Annotated in this window: 18 protein-coding genes; 14 read left to right on the top strand and 4 right to left on the bottom strand. The window is 39.3% G+C overall.

Annotation, left to right across the window (positions count from 1 at the left end; translation table 11 throughout):
• Positions 1-361 precede the first annotated feature (361 nt).
• The 8 genes from NXS00_RS08330 (at position 362) to NXS00_RS08295 (ending at position 9,435) form a co-directional block, all read left to right on the top strand.
• The gene (locus NXS00_RS08330) at positions 362-1,657 is read left to right on the top strand and encodes a DUF7151 family protein (RefSeq protein ID WP_258098702.1); all 1,296 of its coding nucleotides are present in this window, start codon (positions 362-364) and stop codon (positions 1,655-1,657) included.
• A 144-nt stretch (positions 1,658-1,801) separates the two neighbouring features.
• A complete protein-coding gene (locus tag NXS00_RS08325; protein ID WP_258098701.1) occupies positions 1,802-2,209 on the top strand; it encodes a contact-dependent growth inhibition system immunity protein in 408 nt (135 codons plus the stop codon).
• Complete coding sequence (locus NXS00_RS08320) at positions 2,199-2,798, top strand: hypothetical protein (protein WP_258098700.1); 600 nt, start codon at positions 2,199-2,201, stop codon at positions 2,796-2,798. The genes NXS00_RS08325 and NXS00_RS08320 overlap by 11 nt, the downstream gene beginning before the upstream one ends.
• Before the next feature lie 283 nt (positions 2,799-3,081).
• Positions 3,082-3,621, top strand: coding sequence for a hypothetical protein (locus tag NXS00_RS08315; protein ID WP_258098699.1), 540 nt, complete (start codon positions 3,082-3,084; stop codon positions 3,619-3,621).
• A 465-nt stretch (positions 3,622-4,086) separates the two neighbouring features.
• Positions 4,087-4,410 (top strand): hypothetical protein, encoded by a 324-nt coding sequence (locus NXS00_RS08310; RefSeq protein WP_258098698.1) that lies wholly within the window; start codon positions 4,087-4,089, stop codon positions 4,408-4,410.
• Positions 4,411-4,686: 276 nt separating this feature from the next.
• Positions 4,687-5,484: a hypothetical protein gene (locus NXS00_RS08305; protein ID WP_258098697.1), complete on the top strand. Its 798-nt coding sequence runs from the start codon at positions 4,687-4,689 to the stop codon at positions 5,482-5,484.
• Between the two features lie 190 nt (positions 5,485-5,674).
• Positions 5,675-7,504 (top strand): 3-keto-disaccharide hydrolase, encoded by a 1,830-nt coding sequence (locus NXS00_RS08300; protein ID WP_258098696.1) that lies wholly within the window; start codon positions 5,675-5,677, stop codon positions 7,502-7,504.
• Positions 7,505-7,515: 11 nt separating this feature from the next.
• Positions 7,516-9,435 (top strand): c-type cytochrome, encoded by a 1,920-nt coding sequence (locus NXS00_RS08295; protein ID WP_258098694.1) that lies wholly within the window; start codon positions 7,516-7,518, stop codon positions 9,433-9,435.
• Here the strand turns inward: NXS00_RS08295 and NXS00_RS08290 are convergent.
• Positions 9,415-10,290 (bottom strand): lysophospholipid acyltransferase family protein, encoded by an 876-nt coding sequence (locus NXS00_RS08290; RefSeq protein ID WP_258098693.1) that lies wholly within the window; start codon positions 10,288-10,290, stop codon positions 9,415-9,417. The genes NXS00_RS08295 and NXS00_RS08290 overlap by 21 nt on opposite strands.
• Before the next feature lie 67 nt (positions 10,291-10,357).
• On the opposite strand from NXS00_RS08290, the gene NXS00_RS08285 reads away from it, so the two are divergent.
• The gene (locus tag NXS00_RS08285) at positions 10,358-11,185 is read left to right on the top strand and encodes a 3-keto-disaccharide hydrolase (protein ID WP_258098692.1); all 828 of its coding nucleotides are present in this window, start codon (positions 10,358-10,360) and stop codon (positions 11,183-11,185) included.
• A gap of 230 nt (positions 11,186-11,415) precedes the next feature.
• On the opposite strand, the gene NXS00_RS08280 is transcribed toward NXS00_RS08285, so the two are convergent.
• Positions 11,416-12,474 (bottom strand): hypothetical protein, encoded by a 1,059-nt coding sequence (locus NXS00_RS08280; protein WP_258098691.1) that lies wholly within the window; start codon positions 12,472-12,474, stop codon positions 11,416-11,418.
• 160 nt (positions 12,475-12,634) lie between these two features.
• Between NXS00_RS08280 and NXS00_RS08275 the strand changes: the two genes are divergently transcribed.
• Together NXS00_RS08275 and NXS00_RS08270 are read left to right on the top strand one after the other, a co-directional pair.
• Positions 12,635-13,045: an OsmC family protein gene (locus NXS00_RS08275; protein ID WP_258098690.1), complete on the top strand. Its 411-nt coding sequence runs from the start codon at positions 12,635-12,637 to the stop codon at positions 13,043-13,045.
• Positions 13,046-13,047: 2 nt separating this feature from the next.
• A complete protein-coding gene (locus NXS00_RS08270) occupies positions 13,048-13,992 on the top strand; it encodes a carbon-nitrogen hydrolase family protein (RefSeq protein ID WP_258098689.1) in 945 nt (314 codons plus the stop codon).
• Between the two features lie 55 nt (positions 13,993-14,047).
• On the opposite strand, the gene NXS00_RS08265 is transcribed toward NXS00_RS08270, so the two are convergent.
• Positions 14,048-14,239 carry a cold-shock protein gene (locus NXS00_RS08265; protein WP_258098688.1) on the bottom strand — a complete coding sequence of 64 codons (192 nt, stop codon included), beginning with the start codon at positions 14,237-14,239 and terminating at the stop codon, positions 14,048-14,050.
• Positions 14,240-14,354: 115 nt separating this feature from the next.
• Here NXS00_RS08265 and NXS00_RS08260 point away from each other — a divergent pair, with 115 nt between their 5' ends.
• From NXS00_RS08260 to NXS00_RS08250, 3 genes are all read left to right on the top strand, one after another.
• Complete coding sequence (locus tag NXS00_RS08260) at positions 14,355-14,936, top strand: collagen-like protein (protein WP_258098687.1); 582 nt, start codon at positions 14,355-14,357, stop codon at positions 14,934-14,936.
• A gap of 341 nt (positions 14,937-15,277) precedes the next feature.
• A complete protein-coding gene (locus tag NXS00_RS08255) occupies positions 15,278-15,880 on the top strand; it encodes a TlpA family protein disulfide reductase (protein WP_258098686.1) in 603 nt (200 codons plus the stop codon).
• 32 nt (positions 15,881-15,912) lie between these two features.
• Positions 15,913-16,656: a hypothetical protein gene (locus NXS00_RS08250; protein ID WP_258098685.1), complete on the top strand. Its 744-nt coding sequence runs from the start codon at positions 15,913-15,915 to the stop codon at positions 16,654-16,656.
• A 44-nt stretch (positions 16,657-16,700) separates the two neighbouring features.
• Here the strand turns inward: NXS00_RS08250 and NXS00_RS08245 are convergent, their stop codons facing one another.
• On the bottom strand, positions 16,701-17,405 hold the full coding sequence (locus NXS00_RS08245) for a DsbA family oxidoreductase (RefSeq protein ID WP_258098684.1): 705 nt from the start codon (positions 17,403-17,405) through the stop codon (positions 16,701-16,703).
• Between the last annotated feature and the right edge of the window lie 23 nt (positions 17,406-17,428).

Here is a 17,428-nt window from a genome sequence, read left to right as displayed (position 1 = left end):
TTGAAAATGCAAATTGATTGATGAAGAAGCCAGTACTTGCTGGCTTTTTCTATTTTATGCATATCTAGATTATTTCTTTCCCGCTCATTCGGATTTCAAATCCGAATGTAAAGAGTCAAGGAATTTGTAATTCCATTAAGTCCGAACTAACTAAATCCTGCATTTTCCTCTCTCCAAAATCTCCAAAACACCCGAAACTGGAGATTTCACCTCAGCCAAGTATTTGGTGGTTTGTAATACTCCTTCAGTGAACGATTGTTCGCAAGGCTAAAATGGGTTAGATTAGTCATGTTATAATAAAATAACATGACCATTGGTCATGTTACAACATTGTTAGGAATAATTCAGATTAACTAAGAACATGAATCATACAAAAATCAAAAACTCACTTTCAGCACTAATAATATTGCTTTTCATAGGATGTGAGGGAGAACAAGGACAAATTGGACCTGCGGGAGAGGACGGAACAAATGGCTTGAGTAGTCTGGTAAACATAACCAATGAACCTTCCGGAACTAACTGTGAAAATGGGGGTATTAAAGTAGATGTTGGAATTGACAATAACTCGAATGGATCTTTGGATACCGACGAAATACTTGCCACCAGCTATGTCTGCAACGGAGTTGACGGTAACACAAGTTTAACATCTGTATCAACTGAACCAGCTGGAACAAATTGTGATAACGGAGGATTGAAAATCGACTCTGGCGTTGATGTCGACGGAGATGGAACTCTTAACGATACTGAAATATCTGCAACAGCTTATGTCTGTAATGGAATTGATGGAAATAACTCTATTACCAAAATAACCAGCGAAGCTGCTGGTTTTAACTGTGAAAGCGGTGGATTAAAAATTGATTCTGGCATTGACGCCAATGGAGATGGAACTCTTAACGATACTGAAATATCTGCAACAGCTTTTGTCTGCAATGGAATTGATGGGAATAACTCTCTAACTAAAATAACCAACGAAGCGGCAGGAACTAACTGTGATAATGGAGGAATTAAAATTGATACGGGTATAGATAGTAATTCTAACGGAGCACTTGACGATTCCGAAATAAATGCTACCGCATATACATGTAATGGGCTTGATGGTAGTGTTAGTTTGGTCAACATTTCAGATGAAGCAGCAGGATCAAATTGTGAAAATGGTGGAATTAAAATTGATTCGGGCGTTGATGATGATGGTGATGGAATACTTGATAACGAGGAGATCAGTGTAACCAGATATGTCTGCAATGGAATAGATGGAGGGTTTGATGAGCAGATCCAGGTGATCATTGCCGCTATGGGGCCCGCCGGTGCTTATACAGGAAGCGGTACAACTGGCAGAATTGGTGGAGAATTATTGGACTTTAATAAACAACACTATACCAATGTTGATAGTATTGTTTTTGTTATTGAAGCCATGAGAGTTACAGACGGAACACAAACTGCCTACCTTTCATTATATGACCTTTCTGCCGATGAGGTAATCTCTGGTACTGAAATTTCGACATCAAGCACTAACTATGTTTCTTTAAAAACATCAAATATCTACAGCAACTTACCAGCAAGTAGTATTGATCTGGGGCTCTTTTTAAGTACCTCCTCTCCTTCCTCCACAGTATGGATTACCAAAAAATGCTATTTGATTTTGTATAGGAGTAATTAAATCTGATAAAATCCCTAAGAAATACTAAAATGAATATGCGAACTGAGCCATTTGGAAGGATAATGCAAAATAGAGTCCTCTCTGCTTCGAGCAACTAGGACGCATACTCATTTTAGTTGGGCGTTATCCACAATCTCTCCTAACATGAAGTTCGAAGCAAACTGGAAGTTTAAGAGTCTTGATAGTCTAGAAAAAGTCAATTGGGGTTATCCTGAACATGATAGCTATCTTGTGAAGACTGTGCACAAACTCAGGTCGGTTCCGCTCAACGAATATCAAATTGAAGACTTGAGAATCATGATCGGTCAGAATATTGGACTAAAATTTCTTGTTCCACTGGCTTTAGAACAATTGGAAAAAAATCTGTTTGCAGAAGGCGATTTTTATGAAGGGGATTTGTTGCAAGCGACTCTAAATGCTGAATCAGACTTTTGGGAGCTAAACCCTCAGCTATGGGTGCGACTGAACAAGATGATCGGCAAAAGGTTAGACGAGCTCGATACTGAAAGAATCAAATATGCAGAATTTCAAAACTTAAACGTTGGAAAATAGACCTTACATAAAAGTATTTGGACGTGAACATGACTTTCGGGTTAAGTATCGACTGTTTAACCCTGAAGAAGGTGGAAGACACACTCTCGCTTTTCAAGGAATTCGGTGGGACTTCTGGTATCCTGACCATCCAGTAGGACATCTTTTTATGATCTATCCTGAATTTGAGGATAGTGATGGTGAACTTCTGAAGTCTGAAATTCCAATAAGTAGTGAAGGATTTGCTAACATGTGGATTCTTAACCCAGAGTACTTTACTTATCATCGGGAACGATTAACTGTTGGAACTCAAGGAACATTTAACGAAGGAAAACCAATCGCTGAACGTGAGGTAATCTCACTAAACTTTAAGAAGACTTTTGAAATAAAGCATTTCAAGAAAAAGCATCAGAACCGGGTCTCCTTTGTCAAACTTCTAACTGAATTCAATCCGTCTATAACTCTCAAACCAGCCAAAGAACTTCTTGACTTAATGCTGGATGGAGAACCAATTCGATATGAAGTTGAGAACCATCAAGCCAATGAATTCGCTAAGAACTTAGAAGAGCATAACCTTGAATTCGAAATTATAATGGATAACAGGCGCTAAGCCTAATCGACTTACTTAGTTGTTTGCAAAGAGCATTTGAATCCAGCTCATTCGGATTTGTAATCCGGATGGAAAGAGTCAAGGAATTGGTAAATCAATAAAGCTCCAACTAACAAAACCCTTCAATTTCCTCTCTCCAAAATCCTCAGAATACCCAAAACTGAAGATTTCACCTCAGTCAGATATTTGGTGGTTTGTAACACTCCTTCAGTGAACGATTGTTCACAAGGCTAAAATGGGTTAGATTAGTCATGTTATAATATTGTTATAGGTCATATCTAGAATGAGAGAAATTGAAGGAATAGAACACGCAGTTGAAATTCTTAAGCCTCACATGGCCGAGATTGACGAGCATTTCAACACTGAGAACGAGAAATTCAAAGAACTTTTTAGCAGAGATCATGATGATATTGGGAGAATTCTTAAATGCCATCTCATTGTAGAGCATTATGTAAATCAATTTCTAATTTCTCATTATTCTTTCGGTGACCTAGGTAAACTAAGACTTTCATTTTCCCAAAAAGCTAACATGCTTCCATCTGAAGCGAATGCTGTTGCATTTATTAAACCAGGGGTTCTTAGGCTCAACAAAATAAGAAACCAATTTAGTCATGATCTTAATACCAACATTTTCGGCTTGGATCTCGGTGCTATGAACGAAATTGTTGATTCTATCCGTCCTAAGATTACATTTGAACATCCAACTGATAAAGTAGAAGCTTTTACAACAATTGCGTGTACGTGGATGATCATTCCTCCTAAGAACCTTCAAGATGTATTTATGGAAGCATTCAGTAATATCAGGCCTAACAAAGACTTATAACAAGCGCTGAAAGTGCATATGCCCCACTCATTCGGATTTGAAATCCGAATGTAAAGAGTCAAGGAATTTGTAATTCCAAAGAACTCCCAACTATCTAAATCCCCAAAACACCCCAAACTGTAGTATTCTGTCTTCCAGAGATCTAGAAATGATCAAAACACGAGTTTACAACTTACTCTCAATAGACACCAGCAATTATCAGATAAACCCGGATTATTCAATAGAATACTTCAGAACAGCAAGCGAAATATTCTTTTGAATAATGACGAAATAATTTTTAATTCTAAAATTATTTGTCAGGGTAACCGCTGCGGCGGACCGTCCTGACAAAGCGAAGCTTTCGTCAGCCCTTTGGGCAAATTATGCTTTAGTGCATAATTTGGGATAAAATATGATACGACTTGAAGGATACCTAGATTTGTAATCGAAAGAAAACACATCAACCCATTACGATACATTGTAATTATGAAAAAGCGAATTGAAAAACCCACTCCTGAAGCAAAAGCACTTTCGCTTTTTTTGATGGCCTACAAAACAAATGCTCCTATTTACAAAGAGAAATTGAAGTGGATTAATAGACAGTGGGATCTGGTTCAATCTGGAGATCTAAGTAGAAAAGGATATCAGGAAGAAGTGGAGAAGATGCTGAAATCATATGGAGGGTATGATAAGGTTGTAGAAAAAACGGTGAAATACTACGTTGAGAAAACCGGCGAATGGAAATTGGAAGGCAATGATAAATATTGTCTGGATGCCAGGAAGGTTGCCGATGATATTTTGAAAAAGTGATCCTTTATTGCCAAAGCTATCTTTAATAGTGAAGGGTAACCTATTAGAATTTGAGCATGACCGATCGGAGTTGTTAGTTTATACTAATTCGATCACATCATTAAGATACTAATAATTGAAAATGCAAATTGATAAAGCCAGTACTTGCTGGCTTTTTCTATTCATGCACACCCTTTTTTGTGTGGTGTAATTGTCAGTAAGTCAATGTGTTAATTGGTTTTTGGATTTTTGGCATCATAATTGGCTAATTCTACTCGTAATCAAACGTGTAGAGTCATGAAAAGAGCAGTTTTACTTTCGATCCTTTTAGCCATCTTATTCCTACCTAAAAGTAATGCGCAGCATTTCAGTTTTGTGACGTCATTTGGTGTGACCCAATCCTGGGGAATGCCATACGAAGTGGTGCATGCCATTGAGCATGATTATTGGGGCTACGATGTAGTTCATACGAGCAGAATCAATCAGCATGGCAAGCTGTTTTTTGACGTCCTGCTTCAGCGAGGTGATGTGTTTGTGAATGTAAGCATTGGTCGATATGGAAGAATCTATAATCGAGTAATTACTTACGATTATCCATTCTACAATCACGTGTGTAATAATTTCTGTGGATATCACTCAAATTTCTACAGACGGAATGTAGTGGCTTGTGGTAGTCACCATCATCATGGACATAACCATGTGACTTATGTAAGACATCACAACTATTACAGCCATCCTGGAAACGGAAATGCATATGGTCATTACAAAGCCAAAGGCAACAAGCATTATGATACTCATCAGAATAATAGAAAAGACTACAGAGATACCAATTCCTATAAGTCAAGAAAGAATTCTAATGACTATCAAAGTAGATCTTCTTCCAGGTATGTGGTAGAAAACTCTAAAAACAGAGGAAATAATGATGCTTACAGATCTAATAGTACAGGTGGTGGAAATGGTAGAAGCTACAACAGCAGAAGCTCATCGAAATCTGATAATTCTAAGGCTTCAACCAAAAGCACTACCAGGTCAACTGCTTCTAGCAGTAACGGAAGATCATATACCGGTTCTTCTGGGCGAACCAGAGCAAACTAGAATGAATTAAAAATATTGTTTACAGTGTGTGAGTTTTGATTTAAAGCATCCGTCTTTTAGGCGGATGCTTTTTTATTTGAACGGTTAGGTGATTACGTCAGCATAAGGGTATTACTAGAGAAGAGCTATGGAAATTTTGTAGCTTTCAAGAATTTTTAGTGAATTAGTGAAATAACAACCTAGTAATCTTATGAGAAAAATGATCGGGCTATGTGTGTTGAGCATATGGTCTTTAGCTGTCGCGGCGCAGGGTGGAGGTACAAAGACACTCACCTTTCAAACTATGGAGGGGTTTCAAAAGCAAGCTGGAAATTGGCAAGTAGTTGGTGAAGTAGAAATGAATCCAAATGTGGATGTACATCATCAGGAGCCAGTGGAGACAAAGAAAAAGAAGAAGAAAAACCAGCCTGAGCCACCAAAAGCTGTTACGACAGAGCCTGGTACAGGTATCCTGGTGAATCTACCTACTAATGATAAGAAAAGTAACTTGCTGACCACCTGGGAGCATGGTGATATTGAGTTGGATGTAGAAGTAATGCTTCCAAAAGGATCTAACTCAGGCTTGTATTTGCAAGGAAGGTATGAAGTGCAGCTATATGACAGCTGGGGAGTTAAAAATCCTGCTTTCTCGGACATAGGAGGTATTTACAGAAACTGGGAAAGTGCTCCAGAAAAGAGCTATATGGGAAAAGCCCCACTGACTAATGCTGCTAAAGCCCCAGGATTGTGGCAAAATCTGGTAATCAGTTTCAGGGCTCCTAAATTTGATGCTCAGGGTAATAAGATCGCTAATGCACGAATTGTCAAAGCAACTTTGAATGGTGTTACCATTCATGAGAACCTGGAAATTCCATTACCTACAGGTGGACCTGTTCAAAACAATGAAGTTGCCATGGGCCCAATTTTGATCCAGGGAGATCATGGTGCGGTTGCCTTCAGAAACTTCAAGTATAAGTTGATGCATGATTTGGATGCTGAATTGACTGATGTAAACTATGAAGTTTTCCATGGTGATTATGAGTCTTACGAGTTGGCTGAGAAAGCTACCAATGCAGATATTTCTGGTAAGCAGGATTTATTGAACTACGATATTGCTCAGCGTGATAATGGTTTTGTGATCAAGTATACTGGCACGCTTAAGCTAGCTGAAGCGACCGATTATACGTTTAGAGGTTCTTTCGGTGGTCAAGCCTGGCTAAAAGTGGATGGCGAAGAAGTTGGTAGAGGATGGAGAGGTCTCTCTGGAACTAAGAAGTTATCTGCAGGAGATCACAAAGTGGAGATCATGTATTTCAAAACCAGATCATGGGTGGATCCATATTTTGGATTGTTCCTGTCGAGTTCAAACGGACACGAAAAGGCTTTGCATGCTATGAGCTCACATCCTGTGAACGTTTCGTCTGTAGCGCCGATTTTCATTAAGCCACAAGGTAATCAGCCAAGATTGTTGAGAGCATTTTTGGATTTTGAAGGTGATAGAAGTAGAAGAATCACTCATTCTATTGGTGTAGGAATTCCTTCAGGAATCAACTATGTATACGATTTAGCTTCAGGTAATCTTGCTTGTGTTTGGAAAGGTGATTTTGTGAATGCTACTCCTATGTGGCATGATAGAGGAGATGGTTCATTCCGTCCATTAGGGATGATTCAGTACTTATATGAAGGTTCTTCAGTAGCTGGTTCTGTAAAGTCAAAAGGATATACACTGGATACTAAAACTGGCTTACCAACTTTCATCTATGAAGTGGATGGTAAAGAGGTAAAAGACAAGGTTTATCCAGACGCTGATGATACGAAAGTAATCAGAGAAGTAAGCCTGGGTGAAGTTACTGGATCCTTTGAAGTAGCTGAGGCTGCAAGTATTTACCAAATGGATAATGGAATGTATGTGATTGGTGATAAAGACTATTATATAGAGATATTGTCGGGTCAAACACCTCAGATTGTAAAGGATGGCTCAAAGTCAAAATTGATGCTTCCTATTGATGCTAATCCTGTAAAATATTCGATCATCTGGTAATCACTGAAATTATGAAAAATTTAAATTATTTAGCTTTTGCATGTCTTTCACTGATTTCGTTTTTGGGTTATGCCCAACCAGTGGAAGAAGATTATTATCCTATCGTAACTATACCTGCTCCAGAGGGAGTATTGTTGGAAGTAGGCGGGTTAACAACCTTGCCTGATGGTCGAATTGGTTTGTCAACCAGAAGAGGAGATGTTTGGGTAATTGAGAATCCATACATGATCAATGGTGAAGTGCCAAGATTTACACTTTTTGCTTCAGGTCTACACGAATCATTGGGTCTTGCATATTACCAAAATGCCTTCTACAGTGCGCAGCGAGGTGAATTAACTAAGTTGGTAGATAGAAGTGGAGACGGTAGAGCTGATGTATATGAGACTATTTTCTCCTGGCCATTATCGGGTCATTACCATGAGTACTCTTTCGGCCCTAAAATGGACAATGAAGGAAATATGTACGTTACTGCCAATGTTGCATTCGGTGACGAAGAGTGGTGGAGAGGTGAGAGCCGTGTAAAATGGAGAGGTTGGACCATGAAAATTTCTCCTGATGGTGAAATGACACCATGGGCTACAGGTATGAGATCTCCATGTGGAATTGGTATGATAGACGGTGAGATGTTCTACGATGACAATCAAGGAGACTGGATTGGATCGGGAGCAATCTGGCATGTTAAACAAGGTTCATTCACTGGTCACCCAGCAGGATTGAGATGGGCTGATGAGGCGAATTCTCCGATCGAAGTAAATCAAGAAACATTCTACAATACTTTTGATGAGCGTAGAATTAGAAAAGATGGTAGAGCAGTAAAGCCGGCTAACATTCAGGACGAAGAGAATCCGTTGACTATGGTGAAAGCCAAAGAAACATTCCCGGAGATTACTTTGCCTGCAGTTTGGTTGCCACACGCTATTCTTGGTGTGTCCAATTCAGAAATCTTGAAAGATGAAACTGGTGGCGGTTTTGGTCCATTTGCTGGTCAGGTATTCGTTGGAGATCAAGGTCAGAGTAAAATCATGCGTGTTGATCTGGAAGAGGTTAACGGAGAATTCCAGGGTGTTGCCTTTGACTTTAGAGAAAACTTCCAGTCTGGTGTATTGCGTATGACTTTCGGTAAGGACGGTTCATTATTCGTTGGAGAAACCAACAGAGGGTGGGGATCTGCTGGTCCTGAAAACTCAGGATTTGAGCGAGTAGTGTGGTCAGGTAAAGTGCCAATGGAAATGAAAACCATCAAAGCAATGCCTGATGGATTCGAAATTGAGTTTACTAAGCCTGTTGATATCGCTTCTGCTAAGAATCCAGACAGCTACCAGGGACAAAGCTTTACCTATAAGTATCACTCGGTGTACGGTAGTCCAACAATTGAAAATGAGCCTCTTGAAATTAGAGGTGTAAAAGTTTCTGACGATGGATTGAAAGTAAGGCTAGTAGTAGACAATTTGAGACAGTATTTCATTCATGAAATCAATACTCCGGGTATCAAGTCAGCTGAAGGAGAGTTGCCTGTTTTACACCCAAGAGGATATTATACATTAAATAATATTCCAGAGGGCGCTAAGCTTAACGACTCTGAGTTGTCAAAAAGACCTAAGAAAACAGCACAAGCTAAATCTATCAAAGCACCAAAGCCTCAGCCAATGAGAGCTCAAAATGAGGTGTTGTCTTATGAGCAAGTGATGCCTTTGTTGCAAAAGAACACTTGTACTGCTTGTCATAAAGTGAATGACAAAGTGGTAGGACCTCCATTTGCTGAGATTGCTAAAAGAAGATATTCTAACAAGAGAATTGTAGAGTTGATTTACTCGCCAGAACCACAAAACTGGCCGAACTACGCGACTCCAATGGCTCCAATGCCTCAGGTTCCGAAAGAAGAGGCTGAAAAGATTGCAGCTTGGATCAATTCATTGAGAAGTGGTGACTGATGAAGGTTGGAGTTTCCATCTTTTGTGAGTCCACAACCAATATTCTGGAGCAGCAAGTATTTGCTGCTCCAATTTTTTTGTGTGCATTTCTGTAATACTGCCTTCAGGGCTTTGTTTAGGATGCTCTTCTAATAGCTCGAATGTGAGCTCATAATGTCCTCTTCTAGTTTTTACAGCACTTCCATAGATTACAGCGTAGTTGTAGTCTTTGGCATATTTCTCTGCACCGAAGTGAACGGCTGTTTCTTGTCCTAAAAACTGTGTCCAATAGACCTTCTGGTGTTTTCTAGGGCATTGATCTACAGCAAATGTTGTGACCGTAGGTTGGTTTCTATATTGGTCAAAGTAAGATCTTGTCTTCTTTTTGGGGACCAATACTAATCCAAATTTGGAACGAGACTCTGCGAATACCGTTTCCATAAATCGGTTGGTAATAGGGGTGTAAATCCCTAGAAGCTTATGTCTTATTTGTGGATCTGTGGCTACTGCAAAATATTCCCAGTTTTGATAGTGCCCTCCAGTAAGAATGATGCTTCGGTCTTTTAATTGAGCCGACTCGAAGAGTTCGGGATTCACCACTTTGAATCGTTTGATAGCTTCTGACTCTGAGATGCTAAATAGTTTGAGTGACTCCACCAGTAGGTCGCAAAAATGCTTGTAGAACTTTCGTTTGATCGTTTTGCGCTCAATTGAAGATTGGTCTGAAAATACTTTTGCTAAGTTTTCATCTACCACTTTGCCTCTGTAAGGAAGTGCTTTCATAAAGAGAGCAAGAAGGTCTGAAAGGAGGTAGAGTACCGAAAATGGTAAGTGAGAAAGTGGTTTTATAAAAACGTAAAAAATGATTCTGGTCATGGGCGGCACAATCTAATAAAGATCATTATTTTGCCATATGTTTAGAATTGAATTAAATCATAATAGTATGAGAAGTAGTATCCTCGTGGTGTTGACGATCTTTAGTCTCAATGCCTTTGCTCAGTTGCCAGAAATTGATTGGGACGAGCTTAGCAAAACACAGCCCTGGGCAGTTACCGAATTATATAAAGATGTACCAAAAGTGACTCCTGGTGAAGGAGCTTCAGCTCCATCTGATGCTGTTGTTTTGTTTGACGGAAAAGATTTAAGCATGTGGCAAAAGGCGCAGTTTGGATCTCCTGTAAATATGGAAGGATTTGAAGCAATGATTCCGCTTATTGATCCAAATTTCAAGGGAGATGCTGCTGAGTGGACGGTGAAAAAAGGTGAGCTAGAAGTAAAGCCAGGAACAGGTTCGATCGCAACAAAGAAAGCATTTGGTGATGTGCAATTGCATGTGGAATGGTTAGCTCCAGTAATGCCTGCAGATAAAAAAGGACAAGCTGGTGGTAACAGTGGTGTCATCTTTATGGGGATGTACGAAGTTCAGGTTTTAAACTCTTACGAAAATCCTACTTATAGCAATGGGCAAGCGGCTTCTATCTACAAGCAGCATATTCCGTTAGCAAACGCTTCCAAAGCTCCTGAAAACTGGCAAGAGTACGACATCATTTTCATGGCTCCTAAGTTTTCTGAAAAAGGAACGCTGGTAAGCCCTGCTAAAGTTACCGTTATTCATAATGGAGTTTTAGTTCAAAATAATGTGGAGCTTTTAGGGCCTACATGTTTCATTGGAACGCCGTATTACATTGCTCATCCGGAGAAATTGCCAATTATGTTGCAAGATCACAGTGATAAAATGAGATTCAGAAATATCTGGGTAAGAGAACTTTAAGAGAATTAACGGGGGAAATATTTCAAATTGGAGGGTTATTCACCTGCAATCCAATTGTTATTATAATACGTTTATTTTACCTTTATCAGGTGTTCGCTCCGGCTTAGCGGCCGGAATCGCTTCAAATGTCGATGACATTGAGTAACCATTCAACCATCAACCACAATTTGAAGCATTAAAAAAGCAATCCACTTAGTGGATTGCTTTAATTTTTAATTGATTTTTCAACATTAGGCGGTTACCGCCATTTCCTTTCTATAGTGTTTCCTGATTTCCCAAATTTGATTGATATCATCAATCAGTTTTTTCAGTACCTCAGGGGTAATTGATTGCTTTGGATCATCTCCAATACCTTTCTTAGGATCGCAGTGAGTTTCCACGATTACTCCATCAGCTCCATATGCCATAGCAGCCATAGCTGCAGATGGTACATATTTAGCTCTACCTACAGAGTGAGATGGATCCACGATTACTGGAGCCCATGTCTTTTCTTTAAGTAGTGGAGTGATACACTCATCTGGATAGTTTCTATAACCGTCCATGGTAGGAGAGGTACCTCTTGGGCAAAGCATAATGTCTGGGTTTCCTCCAGCGGCAATGTATTCTCCAGCTGCAATGAATTCATTGATAGGACCCATGCCCATTGATCTTTTTAGCAACACTGCGATTTGCTTGTCTGCAGTAGCCTGACCAACTTGCTTCAATAAAGAGTAGTTAAGAGCATTTCTAGCTCCAATTTGCAATACATCCACACCTGCCTCTACAGCGATCATTAGCTGATGCTCGTCCATTACTTCCGTATCTACCGGCAGACCAGTTTGTGCTTTAGCTTCCATCAAAATTTTGATAGAGCTGTCATCACCCTGAAATGAATAAGGCATGGTACGAGGTTTCCAAACACCACCTCTAATAGCTTTTGCTCCAGCTTCTTTCACAGCATGAGCTGACTCCAGGAACAAGTTTGGATTTTTTGGATCTATAGTACAATGTCCAGCAATAATAAAGGGAGATTCCCCTACAATGCTGTCTCCGATTTTGATCTTGTGATGTGCCAGTTCTGAATGTGCATCCATCAGTTTAAATGGCGAATCAACGGCATCAAATCTATCTACATAATCAAGGCCCAATATTCTATTGACCATGATTGTCTCTCTCTCCTCACCTAGAACTGCATAGATTGTTCTATGATGCCCTTCGATAGGTTGGATTCGGCAGCCATATTCTTCTACAATGGAAACTATTTCCTCAAACTGCGCATTTGTTAATTTTGGCTCCTTAGGAATTATCATAACCTAGTAAGTTTGCGTTGAACGAGCAAAAGTAGTGCTCTTGACGTATAACCCAAGGAGATTTCGAAAAATGTGAATTAAAAATTCTGAATATTTAGATTTGGCAAAACATTCGAAGGATAAATTTTACATTTTCATAACTTTTTAAAATTTTATTGCGATGAAGATAACATTAGGACATATAGCAGATGAAGAATATTACGCTGTAAGTGAACAAGGAATTCGTGTGAATATTGATATGCTGGCAGCAGATGAAAAGAAAGCTATGTCTCCAATGCAATTGCTACTTTCTGGAGTAGTTTCTTGTGCGGCCGTTGATCTGGTGGCTATGGTAAAGAAACGTAGAAAAACGATCGTTGAATTTTCTGGTGAGATAGAAGGTATCCGACGTGATGAGATTCCTAAGAAGTTTACAGAGATCAACATCGTTTACCATTTTGTATCTCCTGATCTGCAGGAAGAGGAAGCACAGAAGTTGGTCAATCTAGCAGTAGAGAAATATTGTTCTGTAGCGTCATCACTAGACCCTTCTATTAAAATGAGTCATGGTGTGAAAATAACCAGACCTTAATAATGAGTGAGACACTGAAAGTTGCGTTGGCTCAGATGGCTCCTGTTTGGTTAAACAAGCAGGCTACTCTGGATAAAGTGTGTGAGAAGATTCAGCATGCAGCTGATCAAAAAGCGCAGCTGGTAGTGTTTGGTGAATCATTGGTTCCTGGATACCCGTTTTGGGTGGAGCATACAGAAGGAGCAGTCTTCGAAAGTGCTGTTCAGAAAGAAATTTATGCGCACTATGTGAAGCATGCGGTAGATGTGGATGCTGGTGAGCTAGACCATGTTTGTGAAGTCGCAAAAACAGGAAAAATTGCTGTTTATCTCGGAATAATTGAGCGATCAAAAGAAAGAGGCAATAGTCTGTATTGTTCACTTATCTATATTGATTCTGTAGGAGAGATTCGATCGGTTCATCGTAAAATAATGCCTACCTATGAAGAACGATTGGTTTGGAGTGTAGGTGATGGAAATGGATTAAAGGTGCATGATTTGCCGCCATTCACTGTTGGCGGACTCAATTGCTGGGAAAACTGGTTGCCATTGGCAAGAACAGCACTGTATGCACAGGGAGAAGATCTACATGTTTCTGTGTGGCCTGGAAATTTGCGTAATGTTCAGGATCTTATTCCCGTGATTGCTAAGGAGTCCAGATCATATGTAATAGCTGTGTCAGGATTGTTTGATGAAACGCTTATTAGTGACGACTTGCCACAGGCTCAACTAATGAAAAAGAACATGAAGGGGACATTGGCTAATGGTGGTAGCTGTATTGCTAGTCCTGATGGAAGTTGGTTAGTAGAGCCAATAGTCGACAAAGAAGGTGTCTTCTGTGCTGAATTAACTATCGATAAGGTTCGTGAAGAACGACTGATGCTAAATGTGTCTGGACACTACAGCAGACCAGATATTTTTACTTTGGAAGTATATCAGGAGAGACAGACTATACTCAAGAAAAAATAAAACCCTGACGGTTACCGTCAGGGTTCTTTGATTAAAATACTTTCTATATTAATAATTAAGCAAGCTTAACATCAATTGCATTTAATCCTCGCTTACCTTCTTTAAGGTTGAAGGTTACATCATCATTTTGTCTAACCTCATCAACTAGACCTGAAACGTGTACAAAGTATTCTTTGTCTGTTCCATCTTCTTTAATAAATCCGTATCCTTTCGAATCATTAAAGAATTTTACTTTACCAGTGTTCATTAAAAAAAAGAATAAAATTAAAAATTGTACCAAAGGTACTGAAATAAAATTGTTCCAAATAAAAAAGTGGAACAATGTTTGGTTATACGTAAAAAGAAACCAAATGATTGTGATTATGAAAACTTTATTTACCTCAGTAATATTTTTTAGTTTAATGGTACTTGTCTCTTGTACAGAGACTTATGTTGGTCCGCAGGGTCCTGTGGGACCTCAAGGTCCTCGTGGATATGATGGTGTTGACGGAGTGGATGGGGAGAGTGCCTACGTGTTTGAGTGGACAGGAGTAACATTCAGTGCTCCGGCATATGAAGTGATTCTTCCTTATCCAGATAGTTTTACTGGAGTATCATCTGACGTAACGTTGGTATACTTCCTTTGGGATACCTATGAAACGAATGATGGTGAGTTGGTAGAGGTTTGGAGGCAACTTCCACAGACAATTTTGACTGATGATGGAACGCTTCAATATAATTATGACTTCTCTATGTATGACGTTCGATTATTCATGGATGCAGAATTTCCACTGGATATTTTAGGAGCTATCGATACAGACGATTGGATCGCAAGAGTGGTAATAGTACCCGGTAATATATGGAATGGAGGGCGCGTTGATTTCTCTGATTACAATGAGGTTGTAGAAGCTTTAAACCTTCCAGACATTAAAGGTAATTATACCGGACAACCAGCTAGACGATAAGGTTAAAATCTTATCGGTTGTCACATAGGGTAGGTCATTTGCTGGTTAGCAGATGGCCTTACTTTTTTAAGTTGAGTTCCACAAATTACAATACATTCAGCTATTCATTGTCTAAATAATATGATTTATAACATGCTGATAATTAGGTGTTTAAAATTTCATCATCCGTTCGTGTGTTAATTTTGGCCGTTTGTCGAAATATAATGTCCATTCGCAAACAAATGTGTGTTCTCAGGAGATAGTTATGTACATACATGATCATTAAGTGTTACTTTTACGCTACCAACCCTTTAGGCAGTTTTTAAGCAACCGATTAACCATCAACTTAAAGACAGACCGTTTTGCTAAGAAAAATCGCAGCAGGAGTATTTATTGCTTCTGTTTTAGGCGCCATTGGAGCTATGTTCTGGTGGACAGAAATACAATATTTGTTGCCAACGCCTATACCTGAAGGGTATAGAGAGGTATACATCAATCAAAAGGTATATCCGGGAGATTCTACGTCTACAGAACTTTCCAAGCCTGTATTTTATCACTTCTTCACGACCAATTGTCCGTGTTCAAGATTCAATTTAACGCATTTTAATTCGCTCAGACGCCAATATGGTGATAGCCTTGAATTTGTGGTGGTTATTCCAGCAGAAGATGATATTTCTAAGGCAAGACCATTTTTTGAAGGAGAAACGAAGATTATCAGAGATGTAAACCAGGAGTTTGCGGTTTCCCTAGGAGTATATTCAACTCCACAAGCTGTCATCATTAATACAAATCATCAACTCTATTTCAGAGGAAATTATAATAAAGCAAGATACTGTACAGATCCGCTGAGCAATTTCGCTCAAATGGCTCTGGACTCACTGACTTCAGGTGTTGCTCCGCCTGAATTTGGGCCGCAAGCTACAATCGCATATGGTTGTGGTATTGACTATACACTTAGTATGTAATAAAGAAACTATCATTTACGCTAGACAAAAAAATGCAAAACTTAAAACTATCAAAGGAAGAGGAAGCTAAAGTAATGGCTGACCTTAACAAGAGATCTGATCTTTTCACTTTCAGGTTTCTTATGATTTATTCTGTGTTCGGAATTTTTATTTCGTTCTATTACGACACCTGGCTTATTGGATTCGGAACGGCTGCCTTGGCGCTTGGTTCTTGGTTCATTCTCAAGGCACTGTTGCCTTCAGCAAGTTTACACCGATATGTAGCAAGTGGCTTTTTCGGGGTTTTCGTTGGGACTTTTATTTATCAAATGCATGGGTTGTTTGAGATGCACTTTTTCGCTTTTATCGGCAGTGCTATTCTCATCGTCTACCAAAACTGGAAATATCAAATTCCATTGATCGGATTTGTAGTAGTGCATCATGCGGTGTTTGCATTCATGCAATACACAGGGGTTCCTGATATCTATTTTACTCAGCTAGAGTATATGAGTCTTCATACGTTTGTTTATCATGCTGCTCTTGCACTGACTGTTGTGATCGTTTGTGGGTATTGGGCTCATCACTTTAGAAAGTTGACAATGGACAATGCTATGAAGGAAATTGCTTTGAACAAGCGTATTTCAATGACTCAGCAATTGAATAAGAAATTGGAGTTGGCTACTCAAAAGTTAAAAACTCAGAATAAGGAATTGGAAGATAATAAGTCCAAGTTACTATCATTAACAGAGAAGCAGGCGGCGATGTACGAGAAACTCAGAACTGGAGGGGTAGTATAGAATTAAGCGAAGAAAGCCAGACTTAAGTCTGGCTTTTATTTTTGTTAACAGTTTCCATCTACATCGCAACTGTCTCCCGAGATGGTTTGCAAAGGAGTTGTGGTATTTTCTGCTGACCACTCTCCAAAACTCTTCTCCAGGGTTTGTTGGAATACCTCCGTTTGTTGTGCTCCTGAGATACCATATTTTCTGTTGAAAACATAGAACGGCACTCCTTGTATTCTCAACTGCTGTGCTTCATAAATATCGAAACGAACAGCCTCTTCAAATTCATTTGCATCTAATGATTTTCGAAGTTCTACACCATTCAAACCGATAGATTCTCCTATACCTACAAGTGAATCAGTATCATCGATATTCACACCATCAGTAAAATAGGCTTTAAGTAAAGCTTCTTTAGTTTCCAGTTGTAGCTTTTTTGCTTTTGCGAAATGAAGCATTTGGTGTGCTTTCAAGGTATTGGCAACCACTGCCTTGTCAAAATCATATGTCAATCCCACTTCTTTGGCCATGTTAGTCACATGGTCGCCCATTTGCTTCGCTTCCTGCACGCTGATCCCCTTGTGAGAAGCCAGGTTTTGATGTGCGGATATTTCCGTATTGGTTACTGTGTTTGGGTTGAGCTGAAAGCTTTTATATTCAATTTCTAGTTGATCAATATGGCTGAATTGCTGCAGAGCTTCTTCAAAACGTCTCTTTCCAATGTAACAAAACGGACAAACGATATCACTCCAGATTTCTATTTTCATGTACCTACAATTATGTGATTGTA

The sequence above is a fragment of the Marinoscillum pacificum genome (genome assembly GCF_024714495.1).
Lineage (GTDB): Bacteria > Bacteroidota > Bacteroidia > Cytophagales > Cyclobacteriaceae > Marinoscillum > Marinoscillum pacificum.
This window is presented reverse-complemented; position numbering and strand designations above follow the sequence as displayed.